General features: G+C 34.8%; 21 protein-coding genes. 3 read left to right on the top strand and 18 right to left on the bottom strand.

What is annotated here, in order from left to right; translation table 11 throughout:
• Positions 1-41: 41 nt before the first annotated feature.
• Together ACFFLS_RS25205 and ACFFLS_RS25200 are read right to left on the bottom strand one after the other, a co-directional pair.
• Positions 42-1238: an SH3 domain-containing protein gene (locus ACFFLS_RS25205; protein WP_379682722.1), complete on the bottom strand. Its 1197-nt coding sequence runs from the start codon at positions 1236-1238 to the stop codon at positions 42-44.
• An 85-nt stretch (positions 1239-1323) separates the two neighbouring features.
• Positions 1324-2751, bottom strand: a complete 1428-nt coding sequence (locus tag ACFFLS_RS25200; protein ID WP_379682721.1) for an L-serine ammonia-lyase — start codon at positions 2749-2751, stop codon at positions 1324-1326.
• A gap of 288 nt (positions 2752-3039) precedes the next feature.
• On the opposite strand from ACFFLS_RS25200, the gene ACFFLS_RS25195 reads away from it, so the two are divergent.
• Together ACFFLS_RS25195 and ACFFLS_RS25190 are read left to right on the top strand one after the other, a co-directional pair.
• A complete protein-coding gene (locus ACFFLS_RS25195; RefSeq protein ID WP_379682720.1) occupies positions 3040-5187 on the top strand; it encodes a cation:proton antiporter in 2148 nt (715 codons plus the stop codon).
• Between the two features lie 17 nt (positions 5188-5204).
• A complete protein-coding gene (locus tag ACFFLS_RS25190) occupies positions 5205-5564 on the top strand; it encodes a VOC family protein (protein WP_379682719.1) in 360 nt (119 codons plus the stop codon).
• A 7-nt stretch (positions 5565-5571) separates the two neighbouring features.
• Here ACFFLS_RS25190 and ACFFLS_RS25185 read toward each other — a convergent pair whose 3' ends face one another.
• The 13 genes from ACFFLS_RS25185 to ACFFLS_RS25125 form a co-directional block, all read right to left on the bottom strand.
• Complete coding sequence (locus tag ACFFLS_RS25185) at positions 5572-6252, bottom strand: 2'-5' RNA ligase family protein (RefSeq protein WP_379682718.1); 681 nt, start codon at positions 6250-6252, stop codon at positions 5572-5574.
• 1 nt (position 6253) lies between these two features.
• Positions 6254-6622: an iron chaperone gene (locus ACFFLS_RS25180; protein WP_379682717.1), complete on the bottom strand. Its 369-nt coding sequence runs from the start codon at positions 6620-6622 to the stop codon at positions 6254-6256.
• A 35-nt stretch (positions 6623-6657) separates the two neighbouring features.
• Positions 6658-7125, bottom strand: a complete 468-nt coding sequence (locus ACFFLS_RS25175; protein ID WP_379682716.1) for an SRPBCC family protein — start codon at positions 7123-7125, stop codon at positions 6658-6660.
• 82 nt (positions 7126-7207) lie between these two features.
• On the bottom strand, positions 7208-7789 hold the full coding sequence (locus ACFFLS_RS25170) for an LOG family protein (RefSeq protein ID WP_379682715.1): 582 nt from the start codon (positions 7787-7789) through the stop codon (positions 7208-7210).
• Positions 7790-7836: 47 nt separating this feature from the next.
• Positions 7837-8361, bottom strand: a complete 525-nt coding sequence (locus ACFFLS_RS25165) for a GNAT family N-acetyltransferase (protein ID WP_379682714.1) — start codon at positions 8359-8361, stop codon at positions 7837-7839.
• Positions 8362-8390: 29 nt separating this feature from the next.
• On the bottom strand, positions 8391-9509 hold the full coding sequence (locus tag ACFFLS_RS25160) for a lactonase family protein (RefSeq protein WP_379682713.1): 1119 nt from the start codon (positions 9507-9509) through the stop codon (positions 8391-8393).
• A gap of 86 nt (positions 9510-9595) precedes the next feature.
• Positions 9596-10693: an MBL fold metallo-hydrolase gene (locus ACFFLS_RS25155; protein WP_379682712.1), complete on the bottom strand. Its 1098-nt coding sequence runs from the start codon at positions 10691-10693 to the stop codon at positions 9596-9598.
• A 1-nt stretch (position 10694) separates the two neighbouring features.
• A complete protein-coding gene (locus tag ACFFLS_RS25150; RefSeq protein ID WP_379682711.1) occupies positions 10695-11117 on the bottom strand; it encodes a DUF1801 domain-containing protein in 423 nt (140 codons plus the stop codon).
• Positions 11118-11123: 6 nt separating this feature from the next.
• Positions 11124-12164 (bottom strand): serine hydrolase domain-containing protein, encoded by a 1041-nt coding sequence (locus tag ACFFLS_RS25145; protein ID WP_379682710.1) that lies wholly within the window; start codon positions 12162-12164, stop codon positions 11124-11126.
• Between the two features lie 104 nt (positions 12165-12268).
• Positions 12269-12637 carry a nuclear transport factor 2 family protein gene (locus ACFFLS_RS25140; RefSeq protein ID WP_379682709.1) on the bottom strand — a complete coding sequence of 123 codons (369 nt, stop codon included), beginning with the start codon at positions 12635-12637 and terminating at the stop codon, positions 12269-12271.
• A 131-nt stretch (positions 12638-12768) separates the two neighbouring features.
• Entirely contained in the window at positions 12769-13212 is a 444-nt protein-coding gene (locus tag ACFFLS_RS25135; RefSeq protein WP_379682708.1) for a hypothetical protein, read from the bottom strand.
• 60 nt (positions 13213-13272) lie between these two features.
• Positions 13273-13866, bottom strand: coding sequence for an NAD(P)H-dependent oxidoreductase (locus tag ACFFLS_RS25130; protein ID WP_379682707.1), 594 nt, complete (start codon positions 13864-13866; stop codon positions 13273-13275).
• 14 nt (positions 13867-13880) lie between these two features.
• Complete coding sequence (locus ACFFLS_RS25125) at positions 13881-14369, bottom strand: DinB family protein (protein ID WP_379682706.1); 489 nt, start codon at positions 14367-14369, stop codon at positions 13881-13883.
• A gap of 160 nt (positions 14370-14529) precedes the next feature.
• Between ACFFLS_RS25125 and ACFFLS_RS25120 the strand changes: the two genes are divergently transcribed.
• The gene (locus tag ACFFLS_RS25120) at positions 14530-17034 is read left to right on the top strand and encodes a M14 family zinc carboxypeptidase (protein ID WP_379682705.1); all 2505 of its coding nucleotides are present in this window, start codon (positions 14530-14532) and stop codon (positions 17032-17034) included.
• Positions 17035-17150: 116 nt separating this feature from the next.
• On the opposite strand, the gene ACFFLS_RS25115 is transcribed toward ACFFLS_RS25120, so the two are convergent.
• The 3 genes from ACFFLS_RS25115 to ACFFLS_RS25105 form a co-directional block, all read right to left on the bottom strand.
• Positions 17151-17816 carry a DUF2625 domain-containing protein gene (locus ACFFLS_RS25115; protein WP_379682704.1) on the bottom strand — a complete coding sequence of 222 codons (666 nt, stop codon included), beginning with the start codon at positions 17814-17816 and terminating at the stop codon, positions 17151-17153.
• Positions 17817-17904: 88 nt separating this feature from the next.
• Positions 17905-18294 carry a DUF1801 domain-containing protein gene (locus tag ACFFLS_RS25110; protein ID WP_379682703.1) on the bottom strand — a complete coding sequence of 130 codons (390 nt, stop codon included), beginning with the start codon at positions 18292-18294 and terminating at the stop codon, positions 17905-17907.
• 53 nt (positions 18295-18347) lie between these two features.
• Positions 18348-18947: a hypothetical protein gene (locus tag ACFFLS_RS25105; protein ID WP_379682702.1), complete on the bottom strand. Its 600-nt coding sequence runs from the start codon at positions 18945-18947 to the stop codon at positions 18348-18350.
• Positions 18948-18974: the final 27 nt, after the last annotated feature.

The following is an 18974-nucleotide window of genomic DNA, read 5'->3' as shown; positions in this document are numbered from 1 at the left end:
TTTTGTGAATGTAAAAGTATTGAATAATTGTAAAAACGGAATCAGCAATAAAAGAATATTTCGACGGTAAACAAATTTCCATCCTTAAATTCTAACTGAATCTGTCCATCTTCTAAGTGTAAAGCATAATGATGCGCCGCTTTTATGGAAGCATCAATATAAGTTCCGTATTTTTCAATAAAGTTTTTTTCGGTTAAATTGTGATCGAAAATTGCTTTTGAATTAAGAATAAATTTATTGTTTTCGTTTACAGTAGCTTTTACCACTGCAACAAGATTTTTGCTTTCATCTACAGAAACTTCCAAATCTGGATAACAATAAAAAGTATCGCTTATATAAACCCCGCATCCGTCCTCGACTGTTTTCTTTCTTATTGGCTGATTGTACAGTTTTAAAAGGTCTTTTAGTGTAAGATTGTATGATTTGGTTTTAATTCCTTTAAGTGAAAATTCCGATTTTTGGGATAAGGTGGTAATTTGTTCGTGAGTTTTCTGCTGTTCTAACTTTTTTGCCAAAAGGATATTCAGTTCTGTTTCAGAAATTAATTTAGGGTCGTTTAATTCTTTAACAACTAAATAGTAGCGATCGTAAGCAGGAGTCAGTTTTTTGTAACCGCTGTTCCAAGCGAGTTCGACAAGTCTTTCGCTGATTGTTTTTCTTTGATTTTTTTTCGAAAGATCTAATTGGTCAAACTCTTTGATTAATTGATCAAAATTCGGTCTTTTTCCGAGATATTTTCGTTGTACAAATTTATTGTACTCATCCCGAAACGAACCACTGATGTTTACCCATTCGTCTTGGTTTTTAGGGACATAATTAACAGAAACGGGATCACCAGTAAATAAAATTTCTCGAATTTTCGAGGTTTTATCTGGCATTGCCCTTGCTTTTAAACCGGCAGCCAAAACAAAAAGATGTGGACTGCCATAGTAACTGTCGCCACTTTCAATAACTGGATTTTCGTTGTCTTTTATCTTAAAATCTGAAGCGTTCAAGGATTTAGAAACATACTTTGCCTCAACATAACCTTCAGAAAAATTATCAGATTGTATTTTGTACCAGCCATTTTCATTTTCAGATAATAATTTTATTGCTGCACCGTATTTAAAGTAACCTAGAAAATCAGAAGATTTGTTTTTAGAAGTATATAATCTGGTATCCGATTTTATATAATACAGTTCTTGTGAATGCAGTAAGAAGGAGCAGCAAAAAACAAAAAGAAAATAGTATTTTTTCATAAATAGTTTGAAGTTTTTTACGAATTTACGCCAATTAATTAAAATACAATTCGAGTAAATTCGTAAAATCTGCAACAAGATTAAATTAACAATCGGCCATATTTACAGCTATTGCCAGACCACCTTCTGACGTTTCTTTGTATTTTGAATTCATATCTTGAGCCGTTTCCCACATCGTATTTATAACTTTATCCAGAGGTACTTTTGCATTTTTAGAATCAGTTTCTAGAGCCAATTCGGCAGCATTGATAGCTTTTATAGCGCCCATTGTGTTTCGTTCGATACACGGAATTTGTACCAAACCGCCAATTGGGTCACAAGTCAATCCTAAATGATGTTCCATTGCAATTTCGGCGGCCATAAGAACTTGTGCAGGAGTACCACCCATCAATTCGCAGAGTGCCGCAGCCGCCATTGAAGATGAAACGCCGATTTCTGCTTGACAGCCTCCCATTGCAGCAGAAATTGTCGATCCTTGTTTGAAAAGGCTTCCGATTTCTCCAGCAACCATCAAAAATTGTTTGATTTCTTCAGGACCGGCATTGTGATTTTCAATAACCATATAATACATTAAAACGGCCGGAATTACACCAGAACTTCCGTTGGTCGGAGCGGTAACAACTCTTCCTAAAGAGGCATTTACCTCATTCACGGCAAGTGCAAAACAGCTTACCCATTTTAGGATTTGTCGAAATTTGACTTCAGTTTTTCGTATCTCTTCAAGCCAGCTTTGTGGATCGTTATAATTTGAAAGTCCAATCAGGTTTTGGTGCATATCAAAAGCCCTGCGTCGTACATTTAGTCCGCCTGGAAGAACACCTTCTGAATGACAGCCAATGTACATGCATTCGAGCATCGTATTCCAGATGCGCATTAATTCAGAATCGATTTCGGCTTCTGTACGCATCGATTTTTCATTTTCATACACAATTTCAGAGATTTTCTTGTTTTCTTGAATAGTGTATTTAAGCAAATCATCGGCATTGTTGATCATAAACGGAAAAGCGCATTTTATGGCTGTTTTTTTTATCGCATTTTCGCGTTCTTCTTTTACTACAAAACCGCCTCCAATAGAGTAGAAAGTCGATTCGTATTCAGAATCATCATTTTTATAAGCCGTAAATTTCAATCCATTTGCATGAAAGGGAAGGAAGTCTTTATTGAAAACAATATCTTGAAGGAAATAAAATGGAATTGGAAATTGATTTCCTAAAACAATTTCATTTTTGGTTTCAATTTTTTTGATGATACCAGCAATATCTTCCACGGGAATGTATTCTGGATCTTGACCGCTCAAACCCAGCATGACTGCCAAATCTGTCGCGTGCCCTTTTCCTGTGAGAGAAAGAGAGCCGTACAAATCGACTTTAATACGGTTAATCTGATCTAAAATTGATTCGCTTCGAAGCTCTTCTAAAAAGCGTTCTGCAGCTCTCCATGGGCCTAAAGTATGTGAACTTGAGGGACCAACACCAATTTTAAGCATATCAAAAACTGAAATACATTCTTCCATTGTTCTAATTTTACTATTACAAAGATAATTGAATAATGCAATGAATCGTTAATTTGAATTAACAACTTTGAATATTTGTTAAAATAAATATTAAATTTTAATAATTTAGCAATGAATTAAAATTAATTACTTAATATGCAGATTTCCTAATTAATTTATGTTTTTTAGGTATTTTTGTATTGAAATAGACTAGATATAGCTCATTTCTTTTATTAATACTTCTGTGATTTTATCAAAGCTCAAAAAGTCTTTTTTATATCAAATACCACAAGAAGATAAAGTTACAATATGATAGAATTTTTTACACATTTGGTACACGAGTTAAAATTTCCGCTTGCAAAACCAGTACCTATTTTTTCTCTTATACTACTCATAATTTTACTATGCCCGATTTTATTGAAAAAAATTAATATTCCGGGTATTATCGGACTCATTATTTCTGGAGTCGTTATCGGGCCTCATGGCTTAAACATGCTTGCAAAAAGCGATGCAGTAGATTTGTTTTCTACGATCGGGCTTTTATATATCATGTTTATTGCCGGGCTAGAATTGGATATGAACGAGTTTAAAGCCAATAGAAACAAGAGTTTGTTATTTGGTTTTTTTACTTTTATTTTCCCCTTGTCAATTGGATTTCCGGTTTGTTTTTATTTTCTGAATTACGATTTTAATGCCAGTTTTTTAACGGCGAGCATGTTTGCCACACATACTTTGGTAGCGTATCCGATTGTAAGCAAACTTGGCATTGCTAAAAATCAAGCGGTGGCAATAACTGTCGGCGGTACGATTCTGACTGACACTGCGGTTTTAATTATTCTGGCCGTCATTATGGGAAATAGCCAAGGAAACCTGAATCAGGCTTTTTGGATCAAACTATGTGTTTCACTAGCAATCTTTTCAGCAATCATGTTTATTTTGATTCCGCGAATTGCCAAATGGTTTTTCAAGAAGCTGGAAAGCGAAAAACATGCTCATTACATCTTTGTTCTTTCTGTGGTTTTCTTTGCTGCTTTTCTTGCCGAAGTTGCTGGAGTTGAACCTATTATTGGGGCCTTTGTTGCCGGTTTGGCGCTTAATCCGCTAATTCCGCATTCGTCTGCTTTGATGAATCGAATTGAATTTATCGGAAATTCGCTGTTTATTCCTTTTTTCCTGATTTCTGTTGGAATGTTGGTTGACATAAGTGTTATTTTGAGTGGTCCTACAGCTCTTATTGTTGCAGGAACATTGAGTGTCGTAGCCATTTTTGGAAAATGGACAGCAGCCTTTTTTACTCAGATTGTCTTTAAATATACGCGTACCGAAAGACAGCTTATTTTTGGATTGAGTAGTGCGCACGCGGCTGCAACTCTGGCTGTTATTCTGGTCGGATTCAAAGCCAACATATTAGATGAAAATATTCTTAACGGTACTATCATTTTGATTCTGATTACCTGTATCGTCGCTTCTTTTGCAACCGAAAAAGCTGCCAAAAAAATCGCAATCTGCGAAGAAGAAGTCTCTCTTGAAGATGCTGGGAAAGACCAGATTTTAGACGAACACATTCTTATTCCGTTAGCCAAAACCTCTGCCGCGGCAAGTCTTTTGGATTTTGCTTTATTGATTAAAGACAAAAAATCCTCAAATCCGGTCACGCTTTTGACGATTGTACCAAACAACGATCAGGCCGAAAAGAATATTTTAAAATACAGAAAAGCGGTTGATAAATTTGTAGTGCAAGGATCGGCTTCTGAAACAAAAATCAATACGATTGCGAGGATAGATCATAATCCTGCGAGCGGTATTGCAAGGACTTCAAAAGAAATTATGTCGGATATTGTGATTATTGGCTGGCCAAGAAAAACGGGTTTCCTAGATAAGATTTTTGGAGAAAATGTCGATTCAATTATCAATAATGTTGACAAAACCTTGTTTATCTGCAACTTTCAAAGAAATTTTATAGAAGAAAAAAGGCTGGTTTTTGTATGTCCTCCTTTTTCTGAAAGAGGAATCGGATTTCATGTGCTACTTCAGAAAATTTGCCGTTTGTCTCAGGAATTGAGTATTCCTATTGTGGTTTATGCCGAGTACAATACGCATCAGGCAATTCAACAAATCGCAGTTAACCTAAAATTGAATGCCAAATTAGGATTCAAAAGCGTAATGGATTGGGAGAATTTTGAAACGATTTCAGATGAAATGACCGTAAATGATTTGGTTGTTTTTAATTTATCTCGAAAAGGTTCGGTTTCTTATTTGTCCATTTTTGAAAGATTACCTCAGAAATTTGAGAAATATTTCGACGCCAATAATGTGATTTTGGCTTATCCGCAAGACGACCGTAAAGAAAGTGCTATGGATGCCTACGAAGATTTTACCGCTACGCCACTGACCAAAAGTTTAGAAGCGATTGAACAGATTGGTAAAGGGCTTGGTAATATTTTGAAGAAAGGATAATGTAAAAAACGATTAAAATGAATCACAACATAAAATCAATACGTCCGTTTATAGGTTCTAAAGATTTTGAAATTTCCAGAAGATTTTATCAGGATTTGGGATTTGAAGAAACGATTCTAGAATCTAATTTTTCTGTTTTTAAAATAGGTGAAACGGCCTTTTATCTTCAGGATTATTACGATAAAAACTGGATTGAAAATACCATGATTTTTCTTGAAGTCGATGATGTTGAAAGATATTACAACGAACTTTTGGCATTGAACCTGACCGAAAAATATGGCGTAAAACTAACACCGATTCGCAAAATGGAGTGGGGAAGCGAATGTTTTTTACACGATCCAGCGGGAGTTTTATGGCATTTCGGAAAGTTTAATTAATTTAGAATTATAAACTAAAGTTTTTTAAATGAATTGTTTTTTCAGTTCTCTGATACCAATCATTAAAAACCAATTCAAGATTTTCGGCTCTAAATTCCCCAAAATCAAAACTTCTGAATTTTTCTGTTGTCTCAATTAATTTTGTGGGGTTTTGCAGTTTTTCCTGAAACCTCATAACCGTTGCATGCGCTGTCGAAATCGCATATCGGCTGTCGATGCTTTGCTCTAAATTTGTTTTTTTGAAGTTTCCTCGAAGGTTATTTCGCAATATATTCAACGATTCATCTGCCGGAAAACCCTGAAGCATCAATGCAGATGCAGAAGCAGTAACTCCTTGAAATCTAATTTTAATTTCATTCAAATCAATTAGGCTTTTTTGAATGATTGAAATGTATTCTTCAACATTTATTTTGTCTAATGTAAATCCGTTGTAACAAGAAATAATAGACATTATGGTAATATGTATGTCTGAATCGGGATAATAATACTGATTCGGTTCAATTTTCTGAAGTTCGTTTAAAAATAAATGTACGGCAGATTTCGTTTTTTCGTCTGGACGGAGTAACAAAGTGATTCCAAAACGTGAATCTTGCTCGTTTTTTATTTCGTAATCTATTGCATAATTGTTGCTTAAAATTACTTTGGAAGATTCTTGGTAAAGCTGGTCGTAATGTTTTTTTAAATTCATTTTATTTCTTTTTCGCTTTCTCCAGATTTTCTTTCACCCTGAATTTTACAATTCGCGAAATCAGATCAAAAGGCATAGAATCTTTTAACGGAAACTGAACAGACCCTTTTCCCGATTTATAAATCGAAAGTTCTTCTTTAAAAGCGTCATGTCCTGTTGGCAATGCATACAAACCGATATGATTTTTATAGGCAGCGAAATAAACCACAATTCCGTTTTGCTCAAAAGCCGGCATCGAATAACTGATTTTTTCCTTTGCTTCGGGAGCGGCTTTCTGAATCACAACTCTGATTTTTTCCAAAATCTCTTGTACTTCAGGCGGAAATGCACCAATATATTGATCGATATTTTCAGGTTTTTTTACTTCCATTTTTTTGTTTCAGGTTTCAAAACTGAGATGTTTTTTTAAGCAAGTCCTTTCGGAAATCGGTCCAAAACTAGATTTAGTCTGATATTGTGTTCGAGAAAAGCTTTAGCTCCAGCTAAAACAAGTGTGAAACCTTCTGTAGAGTTTCGCACCTGATCGATAATCTTATCAGCATCTCCTTTTAAACCAGAATTAATAATACTGACAAAAGTTTCACTTTCATTTAGTTCCGTAAAAATCCATTCTACAATAGTTGTTTCGTTAGGAGCGCCCCATTCTATCACAATCTTTTTGTTTTCGTGTAAGACATGGGTTTTAACCTGAAGAGAAAATCCATACATTTCCCACGTCCATTCGGTAGTTTGGTCTTCTTCTAATTTTCCGGAACCTTTTGTAAACCAAAACTTAGAAGTGATTTCGGGGTCAACAAAAGCCTTAAAAACTTCTGAAACAGGTTTTCGAATCAGCATTTCAGCTTTTGCGAAGTGGTTGTTTGCTGCTTTCATTCTCGTATGATTTAGAAGTTAATAAAAATCGATAAATGTAAAGATAATACTATTTTTTCGGAGAATTACCGCAATCCAGAATTCACAGCTTTTGTTTGTCAATCCATTTCCCTACAGTTGGAGCTTGATAGTTTTTCATCTGTTGCAACAAATCTTCAATATCATTACTCACCAAAAGCATTTTCTGATTGACTTCTTTCAGCAATCCTTTTTCAGTCATCGTTTCGAGCAAATCAATCAGCGAATCATAAAATCCGTTGATGTTTAAAATGGCAATCGGTTTTTTATGAAGTCCTAATTGCGCCCAAGTCAGCATTTCGAATAACTCTTCCAAAGTTCCAAATCCGCCCGGAAGCGCTATTACGCCATCGCATAAATCATTCATTTTGGTTTTTCTTTCGTGCATGCTTTCTACCAAAATTAATTCGGTTAAACCGAGATGAGCAATTTCTTTAGAGCGCAAAAAATTCGGAAGCACTCCAATTACTTTTCCTCCTGCATTTAATGCTCCATCAGCAACGGCGCCCATCAAACCGACATTGGCACCGCCATAAACTAATTCTATATTTTGTTCTGCCAAAGTTTTTCCGGTCAAAACGGCTTGTTCTTCATATATTTTATCAGTGCCAAAACTAGAGGCACAGAAAACTGTAATTCTTTTCATTGTTATATTTGTTTAGTTCTTAGTTCTTAGTCTTTAGTTCTTAATCTCTAACGCTTTTTCAATTCATATTCAAAATAAGGCACATCAACACCATTAATCGTAAATGCTAGATCATTGATTTTCTCTGCTCCTAGTTTTAAAACGGCTTTTTGAGAACGAAAATTTTCTGATCCAACATGAAAAAGGACCGAATCAACATGTTGAAAAGCATAATCGATTAATAATTTTTTATTTGATTTATTATAAGGGCCGCCCCAATATTTTCTTGTAATAAAAGTATAGCCAATTCCGACAGTCGATTTTTCAGGATCATAATCGTAAAAGCTTGTTGTTCCCATTACTTCATCGGTTTGTTTATCGAGAATCAAAAATGGACTTTTTGTAAGTATCATTTCGAAAAAAGTTGTAAAGACCTCTTTTTTGTATCGATCTTTTACAGGATTCTGCTCCCAAATAAGCTGATCCGATGCAGCTTGAAACAACACTTCAAAATGTTTTTCTTTTAACGGAATTAATTTTGTGATTTCGTTTTCTAATAAATCAGGTTGTAAATTAAATTCTGATGTTTGCATTTTTTTGGTTTTTAGCGAAGGTTAGAATTTTAAATTTTCCTGATTTGAACACAGGAAACATTTTCCATTTTTATCTTTTTTCCCGTTTTCTTCAAAAGTCCTGTTTTTTCATCTCTTTTAAAAAGAATTGCAGTACCTGAATTCACATTTGCTGCTATTAGAAAATTACCGTTTTCATCAAGAGCAAAAACTCTAGGATGTTTTCCGTAAGTTGACTGATAGCCAATGTTTTTCAGAAGCCCGTTTTCGTCAATGGAAAAAATGGCGATATTGTTTTCTTTACCGCGATTTGAGGCGTACAGAAATTTTCCGTCAGGCGAAATATGAACATCAGAACTTTCAAAGCTTTCGGTAATCGAGTCAGGATGGGTGTTAATTCGCTGGATTTTCGTTAAAGTGCCATTTTTGTATTCATAAACACTTACTGCGCCAGCCATTTCTTCGATGCAATATCCAAATTTTTTGTTTGGATGAAAAGTAAAATGACGCGGTCCCGCTTCTAAGTCGGTTTTTGTAAAAGGGTTTTTCGTTTCTACTAATGGTCTTTTTTGATTTTCATCAAAAGCATAACACCGAATTTTATCGGCACCCAAATCGGGCATAAACAAATAATCATTTTCTGGAGAAAAAACAACCGAATGAACGTGAGAACGAGTTTGCCTTTCTTTGTTTGTACTTCCGTCAGCATATTGGAAATTCTGCGCGAGTGAATCTATTTTTCCATTTTCTAAAATCGGATGAACAGAAACGCTTCCTTCCGTATAATTTCCGTTTACCAGCCATTTCCCGCTTTTGTGAACCGAAACATAAACGGGATTTTCACCTTTGCTGGATTGTTTGTTTAAAAAAACAAGAGATTTGTTTTCTGGATTAAATTCAAAACTGGATACACTTCCTGCGTTCGGAGTTTTGGTATCGGTGCAGGCATAAACATATTTTCCATTTGGAGAAATAGTGAGGTAAGACGGATTTATAACATTTTTTACGCCCGCAACTTTGGTTAAATTTCCCTTGTTGTCCAATTCGTAAACTTGGATAGATTCGGCATTTAAATCACGATTATACGAACCCAGAAAGACATAATTTTTCTGTGCGAACGAAACAAAAGAAAGTAAGACGGCAAAGAGTATAAAGAGATTTTTTTTCACTGTAATCTATTTTTGTTTTTAGAATTGAATTAGAGTTTCAAATTTAAAATTTAGAGTTTGGAATTTAAAACTTGGAATTTATTTTTTTACTGAATTCCTACCCACCATTGTGTAAACTTTTGGTCTTCGTTTTTTAATTCAACTATTTCTCCAATTATCGGAGTCATTAACGGAATTGGTTTTTCTACTAAATTATTCAATTCATTAATTTTAATCAAAGGTTCGTCCCAAGGATGCAACGATAATGCAAATTTAGAAGAATGAACGGGAATTGCCCTCTTTGTATTTAAATCCTGAATCGCTTTTACGACATCTTCGGGCATTTTATGAATGTATTTCCATTTTTCGTTGTATTGTCCGTTTTCAATAACTGCAATATCAAATGGACCATATTTTTTGCCGATTTCCGAATAATGAACATCATAACCGCCGTCGCCGCCCAGAAACATTTTAAAATTTCCTGCTTCTAAAACAAAAGATGTCCAAAGCGTGTTGCAACGCTTGATGCTTCTGCCCGAAAAATGTCTCGTAGGTGTAGTATAAAGCGTAAGATTTTGATCAAGTTCTATTTTTTCGTGCCAGTCTTTTTCGATTATATTTTCAAGCGGAAATTTCCAAAATTCAAAATGAGAACCAACGCCAAGCGGGCAGATTACTTTTCTGATTTTGGGTTTTAAATCCATTATGGTTTTATAGTCCAGATGATCATAATGATCGTGTGTTATCAATAAATAATCAATTTCAGGAAAATCGGACGCATCATAAATATCAGTTCCCTTAAAAGATCTTGTGCTTCCGTAAATGGGCGAGGCGTTGCCACTAAAAACAGGATCAATCAGAAACCGTTTGCCTTCAATCTGAATATAATACGAAGAATGCCCAAACCAAACCATTATGTCGTCTGAAATGGGAATCTCTGCTAAATTGTTTTTGATAGACGGAATACGGTCAACAGGGATTTTACGTTCGACTTTCTTAAATAGAAATTCATAAAAAACTTCAAAATAAGTATAGCCTTCCGTAAATTCTGGAGTAAAACTGATATTTTCGAATTTTCCGTTTTTATACTGTTGCGATTTCTCGATCAATGCGAGTCTTTTTCCTGAAGGTCTTTTTCCATATCGTGGATGGAACAGAAAATACAAAAGAACGGCCGATACAAGAATTACAATGGTAGTCGACATTTTAAGTTGTGGGATATAATTTTTTTATTTCTTTAATAGATTCTGAAATCATTTTTTTGAATATTTCCAAATCGATATCTGCTAGTTTTTTGACGTATATACAACCTTTTCCAGCTTTGTGTTTTCCAAATTTTAAAAGCAGTTCGTCTTTATTTTCAAAAGTAGAATTCAGATAAAGCGAAAAAGCGTCTTTTCTTGGCGAAAAAGCTAAGAGTGGTGCATCTCCTTCATGTCCGCTGTCGTATTTATAGTGATAACTTCCAAAACCAATAATGTTGGCTCCCCAGATTTTAGGCTCAGATCCCGTTGCTTCTTGCATAATTTTTACAAGCTCAAAAGAATCGTTTCTTTTGATTTCGTTTTCGACAGCATTAATAAATTCAACAACGCTGTTTTGTGTTTCTGTTGTTTTATTTTTCGCCATTTTGAATTATTTTTTAAGTAATAAATCGCTTTCAAAAAGGATGTTTTTGATTTTGAACCCAGAAGCATAAAACAAATTAGAATCTTCAGGCATCTGATTCTCCAAAACAATCAAACTCACATCACTTTCTGGAAAGTATAAATTTACAGAAGAAAATCCATCACCGAGACCTGTATGGCCTAAATATTTGTATTTTTCTTTTTGGATATTTCTAATTCCGTAGCCATAACCGTTTGCTTCTTTTCCAAAGAAATTGTGCTGTGACAGAATTGTGTTTTTTATCAGTAATTGATACGATTCTGGCTTTAAGATTTTGCCCTTGTGAAGATTGTTGTTCCAAACAGCCAAATCTTCTACAGTCGAAAGTATACCGTCTGCGCCTAAATTTCCATCATTTATAAAGCCTGGTTCAACTGGAGTAAACACATTATTGACATTGTAATATCCGGTGGCCAGATTTTGAGTTTTATCTTTGGCATAACAAATAGTCCGATTCATTTTTAATTTTTTAAAAAGGGCTTCAGCTATTTCGGTATAGCTTTTTTTTGTAGAAAATTCTACAATTTTTCCAAGCAGGCTGTAGTTTAGGTTTCCGTACTTAAACTGTGTTCCAGGTCTAAAAGCCAAAGGTTTTTCTATATCGACAATTCCGTGCGAGTGATTTAAAAGCTGGTGAACCGTAACAGAATCTGCCCAGCTTTGTTTGAGTTCAGGCAGGTATTTTTTTATTGGCGCATTTAAATCAACGTTTCCTTTTTCAACTTCCAATAAAATCAAAACGGCAGTAATCTGTTTGCTGTTTGACATTATTTCAAATTGTGTATCTATTTTTAAAGGTTTTTTAGTTTCAAAATTAGAACTACCTTTTACGTTAGAATATAATGTTTTTCCGTTTTTTGAAATAACAACAGTGCCATTAAAAACGGGATTTGTTTTTTGAATTGAACTATCGATGCTTTTTTTGTAATCTACTTTTTTTTGTGCCGATGAATGAGCGCTGGAAATGATAAAAAGAAAAAGCAAAGAAATTTTAGAAATGAAGTTCATTAGGTTTTATAGGGGGTTTTAGTTTAAGGTTTCAAGTTTCAAGTTTCAGGTTTCAGGTTTCAAGTTCAAACAAAACGTGAAACTTGAAACCTGAAACAAAAAAATTAAAACATTCCGTTTTCGTTAATTGTTTCTTTTGGAATTGGCTGTCCTAAATCCCAAAGTTCAATGATTTTATCTTCTTTGAATTTTAGAATGTGTACTACGGCAAAACCAATATCGGTGGGACTTTGTTTTAAGTGCGAATGTACCGCAACCAAATTTTCGTCTTCCAAAATATGATGAATTTTAAAAATCTTATTCGGATTTGTTCTTGCAGATTCTTCCATGGCGAGCATTAAAGTTGCTGCATCGCCTTTGAAATGTGAGTTATGGTGCTTGAATTTTGGACTTACATGAAGTCGGAATGCCTCGTGCGAATGCCCGCTCGCCGCCAGTTTCAAAAAATTCCGGACAATTTCTTTCCTATTCATAACGTAATGGTTTTAGGTGTACTAAGTTATAAAAATCAACTTTAAGTTCTTTGCAGAAATGCCTCTGAAAATTATAAAATTAGATGCTTTTTTAAAGTTTGTTTTTGAAATGAAAAAGATTTCGAACTGAACTAAAAAAAGTTGTCAATTATGTATTGAATGCTGTAAGGCAAGATTAAAAAAAGAACAATCGAAATCAAACCAATTAGAGTTACTCGCCATCCGCCATAAAAATCGCCTCCCTTTTGTGCGTGGTTTTGAATTTTCTTTTCCTGATGTTTTTTTACTACTAGATAGGATATCAAAATGTAAAGAGCTGGAAAGACAATTCCAGGGAAATTTGGCGGTATAATAAAAACAATCCCAACAAGAATTGGAGTTGAAATAAAGGTCACTGCCAAAGTGTTTCTAGCTTTTACAGTGTCATTAAACGCTTTAAAATTTTCTGCAATCAGATAACCGGCTGCAAGCGAACCAGCAAAAAATGCAGCAAGATTTATTGCTTTTGCCGAATATATTTTTTCTGTGGGAATTTCTTCAAAAACGGATTGTTTGTAATTTTCTTCTTCTAACATTTCGAATGCAACCTATTTAATTATTTGGAGATGAAAAATACGAAATTTAGGCAATTTAAATTAGGAATAAGACTGTATTTTTTTCGGGATTTTGCTGATGATTTTAAAATGTTCATTCATAACTTTTTCGAGTTCTAAAGTCCCTCCCAAAATGATCATTTCTTTGTGAATAAAACGTTTGCCGAGACGGTCTTCGAGCATTATTTTTTCCATACTCTGTGCAATTTCAATTTCATTTAAAAATGCATTCGGGTGTCCGGCTGTGCAGATGACAAGTCCAAACGGAATAGTTTTCATTTTTCTTGAAATTTCATTTTGCCCGTAAGCATATCCGACAGCATATACGCGATCAAACCAGCCTTTTAATTTGGCAGGACAATCGCTCCACCATACGGGATATAAAAAAATGATGCAATCTGCCTTTTCTATCTTTTCCTGTTCTGCCAGAACATCAACAGGAATCGGAAGCTGTGTTTTTGCAAATCCTTCACGTTCATATTCGTCTTCAGACATATCCGAGCGGAAATTCATTTCATACAAATCAGAAATTTCAATATTCCAATTCTCTTTTTGAAGAGCTGTTTTGAGCTGTTCTAAAACCTGAAAAGTATACGATTTTTTGCTTGGATGACTGTAAACGATTAGTATATTCATAAATTTCTTTTTAGTTAAAGTTTGTCTTCCGCCTCATAAATCCATTCTGGCGCGTCATCAATATGTTGTCTCAGCAATAAATTAAGTTGCGCAGTATGATGCTGGACATGACGCATATTGTAAAGCAGTATTTCGATTATGTTGTACCGCATAGATTCTGATTCATTTTGCCAAAAAGCATTTTCGACATCATCGAGTCCTGCAATCAAATCCCGGCATTTTTTTCGACAGAAATACAGGTAGTTCAATACTTCTTCTTTTGTATAAATCCTTTCCGGCATTCGATCCTCAAATTCAGAGAGCGAAAAAGGTTCGGGAGGAGTGAATCCTATTGGGTTGCGTGTTAGATAATAATCTAAGAAAAATACGCAGTGATAAGCCTTGTATCCAAATTCAGCTTGGGTATCCCAAAACGTTTCGGGACATAATTTGCAAGCATTTTCAAGCATATCAATACTGGCACCGAATTGCCTCCATAAAACTTTTTTTAACCAATTTTCCATAATTAAGTAAGTGTTTTTGAATTGCTGATAATGAGTTTTAAATGTTAAAAATGCATTTTAATGATTCATTTTTGATAAAGTTTATTAATATTTTTTTAGAATTTTAAATTGGTATAAAGTTAATTCTTATTTTTAACCATCTACAAAATTACATTCAAATATGAAAAAAATCTATGCTGCGGTTTTGCTGTTAACGGCTTCTTTTTCAGTTTTCGCGCAATTAAAAACGCCATCAGAATTTATTCCGAACTACGGAAAACAGATCAGTTATTACCATCAGGTTGAAGCGTATTTTAAATATCTGACAGAACAGTCGCAATTCATCAAAAAACAGCAGTACGGACAGACAAACGAACAACGTGATCTGAATGTTTATTTTATTTCTGTACCTGATAATTTAAACAATCTTGAAAAAATTCGAAATAATAATTTGGCCTCAATCGGACTTTCGAATCAAAAATCTGCCGAAGTAGACGGAAAAATTATTGTTTGGCTGAGTTTTAACGTTCACGGAAATGAATTTGCCGGAACCGAAAGCGCCATGACCGTTGCTTATGAATTGCTAAATCCTGCGAATGAAAACAGTAAAAAGTGGCTACAAAACACCATCGTAGTTTTAGATCCCTGTATTAATCCTGACGGCTATTCTCGATACGGAAACTGGTTGCGCGAAGTCTCAGGAAAAAAAACACATCCTGGTCTTTACGACAGAGAACATATGGAGGTATGGCCTGGAGGAAGATACAACCACTATCTTTTTGACCTGAATCGTGACTGGGCATGGCAGACACAAGCAGAATCGGTACAACGATTGAAAATTTATAATCAATGGATGCCTCAGGTACATACCGATGTACATGAAATGAGTTACAATTCGCCTTATTTTTTTCCTCCCGCAGCAGAACCGCTTCATGAGTTTATTGAGCAGTATCAAAGAGATTTTTATACTGTCTTAGGAAAAAATATTGCGGCAAAATTTGATCAGAATAATTGGATGTATAATACGAGAGAACGTTTTGATCTCTTTTATCCAAGTTATGGTGATACTTATCCAACTTATAATGGCGCAGTTGGTCTTACTGTTGAACAGGGCGGAATAGGGGCAGGCCGTGAAGTGACGATGGAAAACGGAGCAAACGTAACCATAAAAGATCGTTTGACTCATCATGCTGCAACGGTTCTTACAGTGGTTGAAAGTGCTGCTTCGCAAAGAGAAGTACTCTTGAAAGGCTTTAAAGATTTTCATCTGAATGCAAGAAAAAAAGCCAAAGGGGTTTATAAAACCTACGTTTTGAAAAATAATGCCAAGCTTGAACAGCTTACAGAAATGCTTCGAAAAAATAATATTGAATATGCCTATGCAGATGCATCTGGAACCGAATCGGGTTTTCATTATCAAAGCAAAAAAAATGTAAGTTTTAAAATAGAACCAAACGATTTGATTGTTAAAGCCGATCAGCCGAGATCGGTGTTGACGCAAGTACTTTTTGAGCCAAATCAGAAACTGAACGATAGTTTATCATATGATATCACAGCTTGGGCATTGCCACTCGCTTATGGAACAGAAGGTTACGCTGTTAAAAATAGCATTCAGATCAAAACTAAAAATACTATTGAAATTGCTGCTAAAAATATTCCAGCAAATGTTTACGCTTTTTATGTTCCTTGGAACAACAGAACTTCGGCTCAGGTTCTTTCGCTATTGCATCAAGCCGGAATAAAAGTGCGTTCTGCAATGAAAAAGGCCGTTTTTGGAACTATTGAAATCGAACCTGGAGGCTTAATAATCAGCAAAGCAGATAATCCTAAAACAGCAGATTTTGAGAAAACAGTCAGTTCGATTATCAAAATCAAAAGTGATTATAATTTTATCACGACCGGATTTTCTGTAAATTCTAAAGATATCGGTGGTGAAAATTTTGTTCTTTTGAAAGCACCAAAAATTTTAATGCTTTCGGGCAAAGGAATCGCTTCGACCGAATTTGGTGCGAACTGGTTTTATCTCGATGAAACTATTGCGTATCCTGTAAGTATAGTCGAAACGGCAAACTTGAATAGAGTGAAATTATATCAGTACAATACATTGATTCTTTCTGATGGTAATTACGATTTGTCTGAAGATCAGAAAAAACAACTCGACGATTGGATTAAAAACGGTGGTAAAGTCATCGCGATGAGCAGCGCAATTTCACTTTTTCAGGATAGAGAAGGTTATGCTTTGAGTTTGTTTGCCAGCAAAGAAGACAAAGAAAAGTCTGAGAAAGAAGAAAAAGAACTCGAACTGAAAAAGAGATTTTTAGATTTTGAAGGTACGGAACGACGTACAATTTCGGGGTCGATTCCGGGCGCTATTATAGAGAATAAACTGGATAAGACTTATCCGCTGGCTTTTGGTTTAGGAAATAGCTATTTTAGTTTAAAGACTAACGAAAGATCTTTTTCATTACTAAAAAATGCGGTAAATGCGGTTTATATTCCAAAGGGATATTTGAGCTACGGATTTGTTGGTAATGATATAAAAAAGAAACTAAACGAAACCGTAAGTTTTGCCGTAGACAAAAAAGGAGATGGATCTGTAATTTATATGATGGACAATCCGCTATTCAGAGGTTTCTGGGAAAACGGAATTCTGTTGTTCAGCAATGCCTTATTTTTAGTGAATTAAGTTATGGGGTTTGCCGCGAAGGCACTAAGGCACAAAGTTTTTATAAAAAAAGACGCACAACAGTGAGTCCTTCAAAATATCTTTGTGCCTTAGCGACTTAGCGGCAGAAAAAAAAATTAAATGCCCATTTGTTTCTTTATATCGATATTGAAACCATATTGTTCTTCAACGGGAATAATTTTTCGAGATGTTTTATTAATGTCAGAACCTTCTTCTGACCACAGAAACGGATAAAAATTAAAGACTTTATCGCCTTCGAGTTTCAGTATTTCTGTTTTCCAGCCTTCCCATCTGCTTCCTTCGTAATATTTATCTAAGTCGTTGTTGAAACAGAATAATAAAAACTCGTCATAGGTAATTTCAAGTGGCTCATATTGAAGATTATCTGGAGAGAAATAATACATTTTGTCGATATCTTTTCCAAGTCCGCCATAATTTAGAAGGTAAAAACCTCCAAGAGCATCGTCGGCAACGAGAAGAAAAGCTGGTTTTTCTCCTGTTTTTGAAGTTTTTCCTTTGTTCCATTCTGGAAGGCTTCGGTTTAATTTTGAGCTTCCTGAGCCTAAAATTCTGATCCAGCCGTTGTCAACTAAAATTCCGCCAGTTTTGTACACGACAGCACCTAATGCCGTACTAGCTGGAATTTGTGCTTGATAAAGTGCATCCGAAGCTTTTTGCGTTTCGGCAGGCAATACTTCGACTTTGTTTTTGGCATTGTCAATCCATTCTTTTACGGTTTTCCATTCGGTGTCGGGATTGCTTAATTCTTTTATGGAACGCATTTTTGTTTGTGAAAAGGAGATTAATGTAAAAAAGATAAAGGTAATCGGCGTCAATAGTTTCATTATAAATATAGTTTTTTGAATAGTATTATTTTAATCGAAGTAAAACTCCTTTGCGTTTGACAATGTTTTTATAATCCCACTGAATTTCCCTTGCTTTTTTGAGCCAGCGTTTTAAATCTTCCTTATCGACTTGCGATGCAGATGTATAGCGCATTTCAGCCGCTTTAAAAGAACCTTCATTTTGGAGTTTTTCTTCATCAAATGATTGTCCGCTCCAGAATAGTAATCGCACAGAATCTTTGAGTTTGCTGTATCCCGCGACCGGATTTCCATCTAAGAACCAAACCGGATGCCGATGCCAGATTTTACTTTCTGCTTCTGCTAGCATAGTACTGATTTCAAATTCTAAAAGATTACATATTTCTTTATCTTCCGTATTTTGTGAATCGTTATAAGCTTTGATTTCCTCATTCATAATTTCAAATTTATAAGTTTAGAGCAAAACTGCTATGGCCGTGATTACGTTTTTTAACTTACTGCAACAGCTGGAGTCGGATCGTTTTCCTTAATTCTTATTTTGCATTTTCTTTCAATCTCATATACATTTTCGATTGCGGCAATGTAGATAATATCCGGAACAAAAACATCAGGACCATTTTTTCTACTTTCAGTTTTACCTGTTCTTAATTGATATTCTAAATCTCCAAAATTGTTTTTGGCTTTAATTTTTACATTTCCGGTAAACTGTTCCCAGTCTGTAATTGTGGTTTTCCCTTTGCGGAAATGAATTAATCTGGTTTCGGTACCAACAAAATAACCTCCTTCTTTAAACAATGAAATAATTCCGGAAATAAGTACATAGATTCCTGCTGACAGTAAGACAAAAATGATAAGTCCCGGCAAAATTAATTCTGAATCATTGCTTTCGAAATAAACTTCTTCCTCTTCGAATAATTCATTAAAAAAAGCAAATACAAACATGCTAATAAAAGCACACATTGCAAGTCCTATAAATACACCACCCACTGATTTTCTGAGCGGTTCGTGACGTTTTGCCTTTATAATAAAATCTGTTTTTTCATTTTGAAGTAATTCTTTCAGATCGATTGGTATTTCTGTCGCATTCATTCTTTGGTTAATTTGTTAGATTTGTTT

Origin of the sequence: Flavobacterium procerum (assembly GCF_042431625.1) — a bacterium.
GTDB lineage: Bacteria > Bacteroidota > Bacteroidia > Flavobacteriales > Flavobacteriaceae > Flavobacterium > Flavobacterium procerum.
The sequence above is the reverse complement of the archived record's forward strand: the minus strand, read 5'-3'. Positions and strand labels throughout refer to the sequence as shown.

What these genes read in the sequence shown, in the direction of transcription:
- ACFFLS_RS25165 (WP_379682714.1), bottom strand. Translation starts at nt 8,361, where the DNA reads ATGCAAACATCAGAATTTAATTTACAACCTGATTTATTAGAAAACGAA.
- ACFFLS_RS25150 (WP_379682711.1), bottom strand. Translation starts at nt 11,117, where the DNA reads ATGGCGAAAAATAAAACAACAGAAACACAAAACAGCGTTGTTGAATTT.
- ACFFLS_RS25115 (WP_379682704.1), bottom strand. Translation starts at nt 17,816, where the DNA reads ATGCGTTCCATAAAAGAATTAAGCAATCCCGACACCGAATGGAAAACC.
- ACFFLS_RS25155 (WP_379682712.1), bottom strand. Translation starts at nt 10,693, where the DNA reads ATGTCGACTACCATTGTAATTCTTGTATCGGCCGTTCTTTTGTATTTT.
- ACFFLS_RS25110 (WP_379682703.1), bottom strand. Translation starts at nt 18,294, where the DNA reads ATGAATGAGGAAATCAAAGCTTATAACGATTCACAAAATACGGAAGAT.
- ACFFLS_RS25175 (WP_379682716.1), bottom strand. Translation starts at nt 7,125, where the DNA reads ATGAAAGCAGCAAACAACCACTTCGCAAAAGCTGAAATGCTGATTCGA.
- ACFFLS_RS25205 (WP_379682722.1), bottom strand. Translation starts at nt 1,238, where the DNA reads ATGAAAAAATACTATTTTCTTTTTGTTTTTTGCTGCTCCTTCTTACTG.
- ACFFLS_RS25105 (WP_379682702.1), bottom strand. Translation starts at nt 18,947, where the DNA reads ATGAATGCGACAGAAATACCAATCGATCTGAAAGAATTACTTCAAAAT.
- ACFFLS_RS25145 (WP_379682710.1), bottom strand. Translation starts at nt 12,164, where the DNA reads ATGAACTTCATTTCTAAAATTTCTTTGCTTTTTCTTTTTATCATTTCC.
- ACFFLS_RS25170 (WP_379682715.1), bottom strand. Translation starts at nt 7,789, where the DNA reads ATGAAAAGAATTACAGTTTTCTGTGCCTCTAGTTTTGGCACTGATAAA.
- ACFFLS_RS25130 (WP_379682707.1), bottom strand. Translation starts at nt 13,866, where the DNA reads ATGAATATACTAATCGTTTACAGTCATCCAAGCAAAAAATCGTATACT.
- ACFFLS_RS25125 (WP_379682706.1), bottom strand. Translation starts at nt 14,369, where the DNA reads ATGGAAAATTGGTTAAAAAAAGTTTTATGGAGGCAATTCGGTGCCAGT.
- ACFFLS_RS25200 (WP_379682721.1), bottom strand. Translation starts at nt 2,751, where the DNA reads ATGGAAGAATGTATTTCAGTTTTTGATATGCTTAAAATTGGTGTTGGT.
- ACFFLS_RS25120 (WP_379682705.1), top strand. Translation starts at nt 14,530, where the DNA reads ATGAAAAAAATCTATGCTGCGGTTTTGCTGTTAACGGCTTCTTTTTCA.
- ACFFLS_RS25195 (WP_379682720.1), top strand. Translation starts at nt 3,040, where the DNA reads ATGATAGAATTTTTTACACATTTGGTACACGAGTTAAAATTTCCGCTT.
- ACFFLS_RS25140 (WP_379682709.1), bottom strand. Translation starts at nt 12,637, where the DNA reads ATGAATAGGAAAGAAATTGTCCGGAATTTTTTGAAACTGGCGGCGAGC.
- ACFFLS_RS25180 (WP_379682717.1), bottom strand. Translation starts at nt 6,622, where the DNA reads ATGGAAGTAAAAAAACCTGAAAATATCGATCAATATATTGGTGCATTT.
- ACFFLS_RS25185 (WP_379682718.1), bottom strand. Translation starts at nt 6,252, where the DNA reads ATGAATTTAAAAAAACATTACGACCAGCTTTACCAAGAATCTTCCAAA.
- ACFFLS_RS25190 (WP_379682719.1), top strand. Translation starts at nt 5,205, where the DNA reads ATGAATCACAACATAAAATCAATACGTCCGTTTATAGGTTCTAAAGAT.
- ACFFLS_RS25135 (WP_379682708.1), bottom strand. Translation starts at nt 13,212, where the DNA reads ATGTTAGAAGAAGAAAATTACAAACAATCCGTTTTTGAAGAAATTCCC.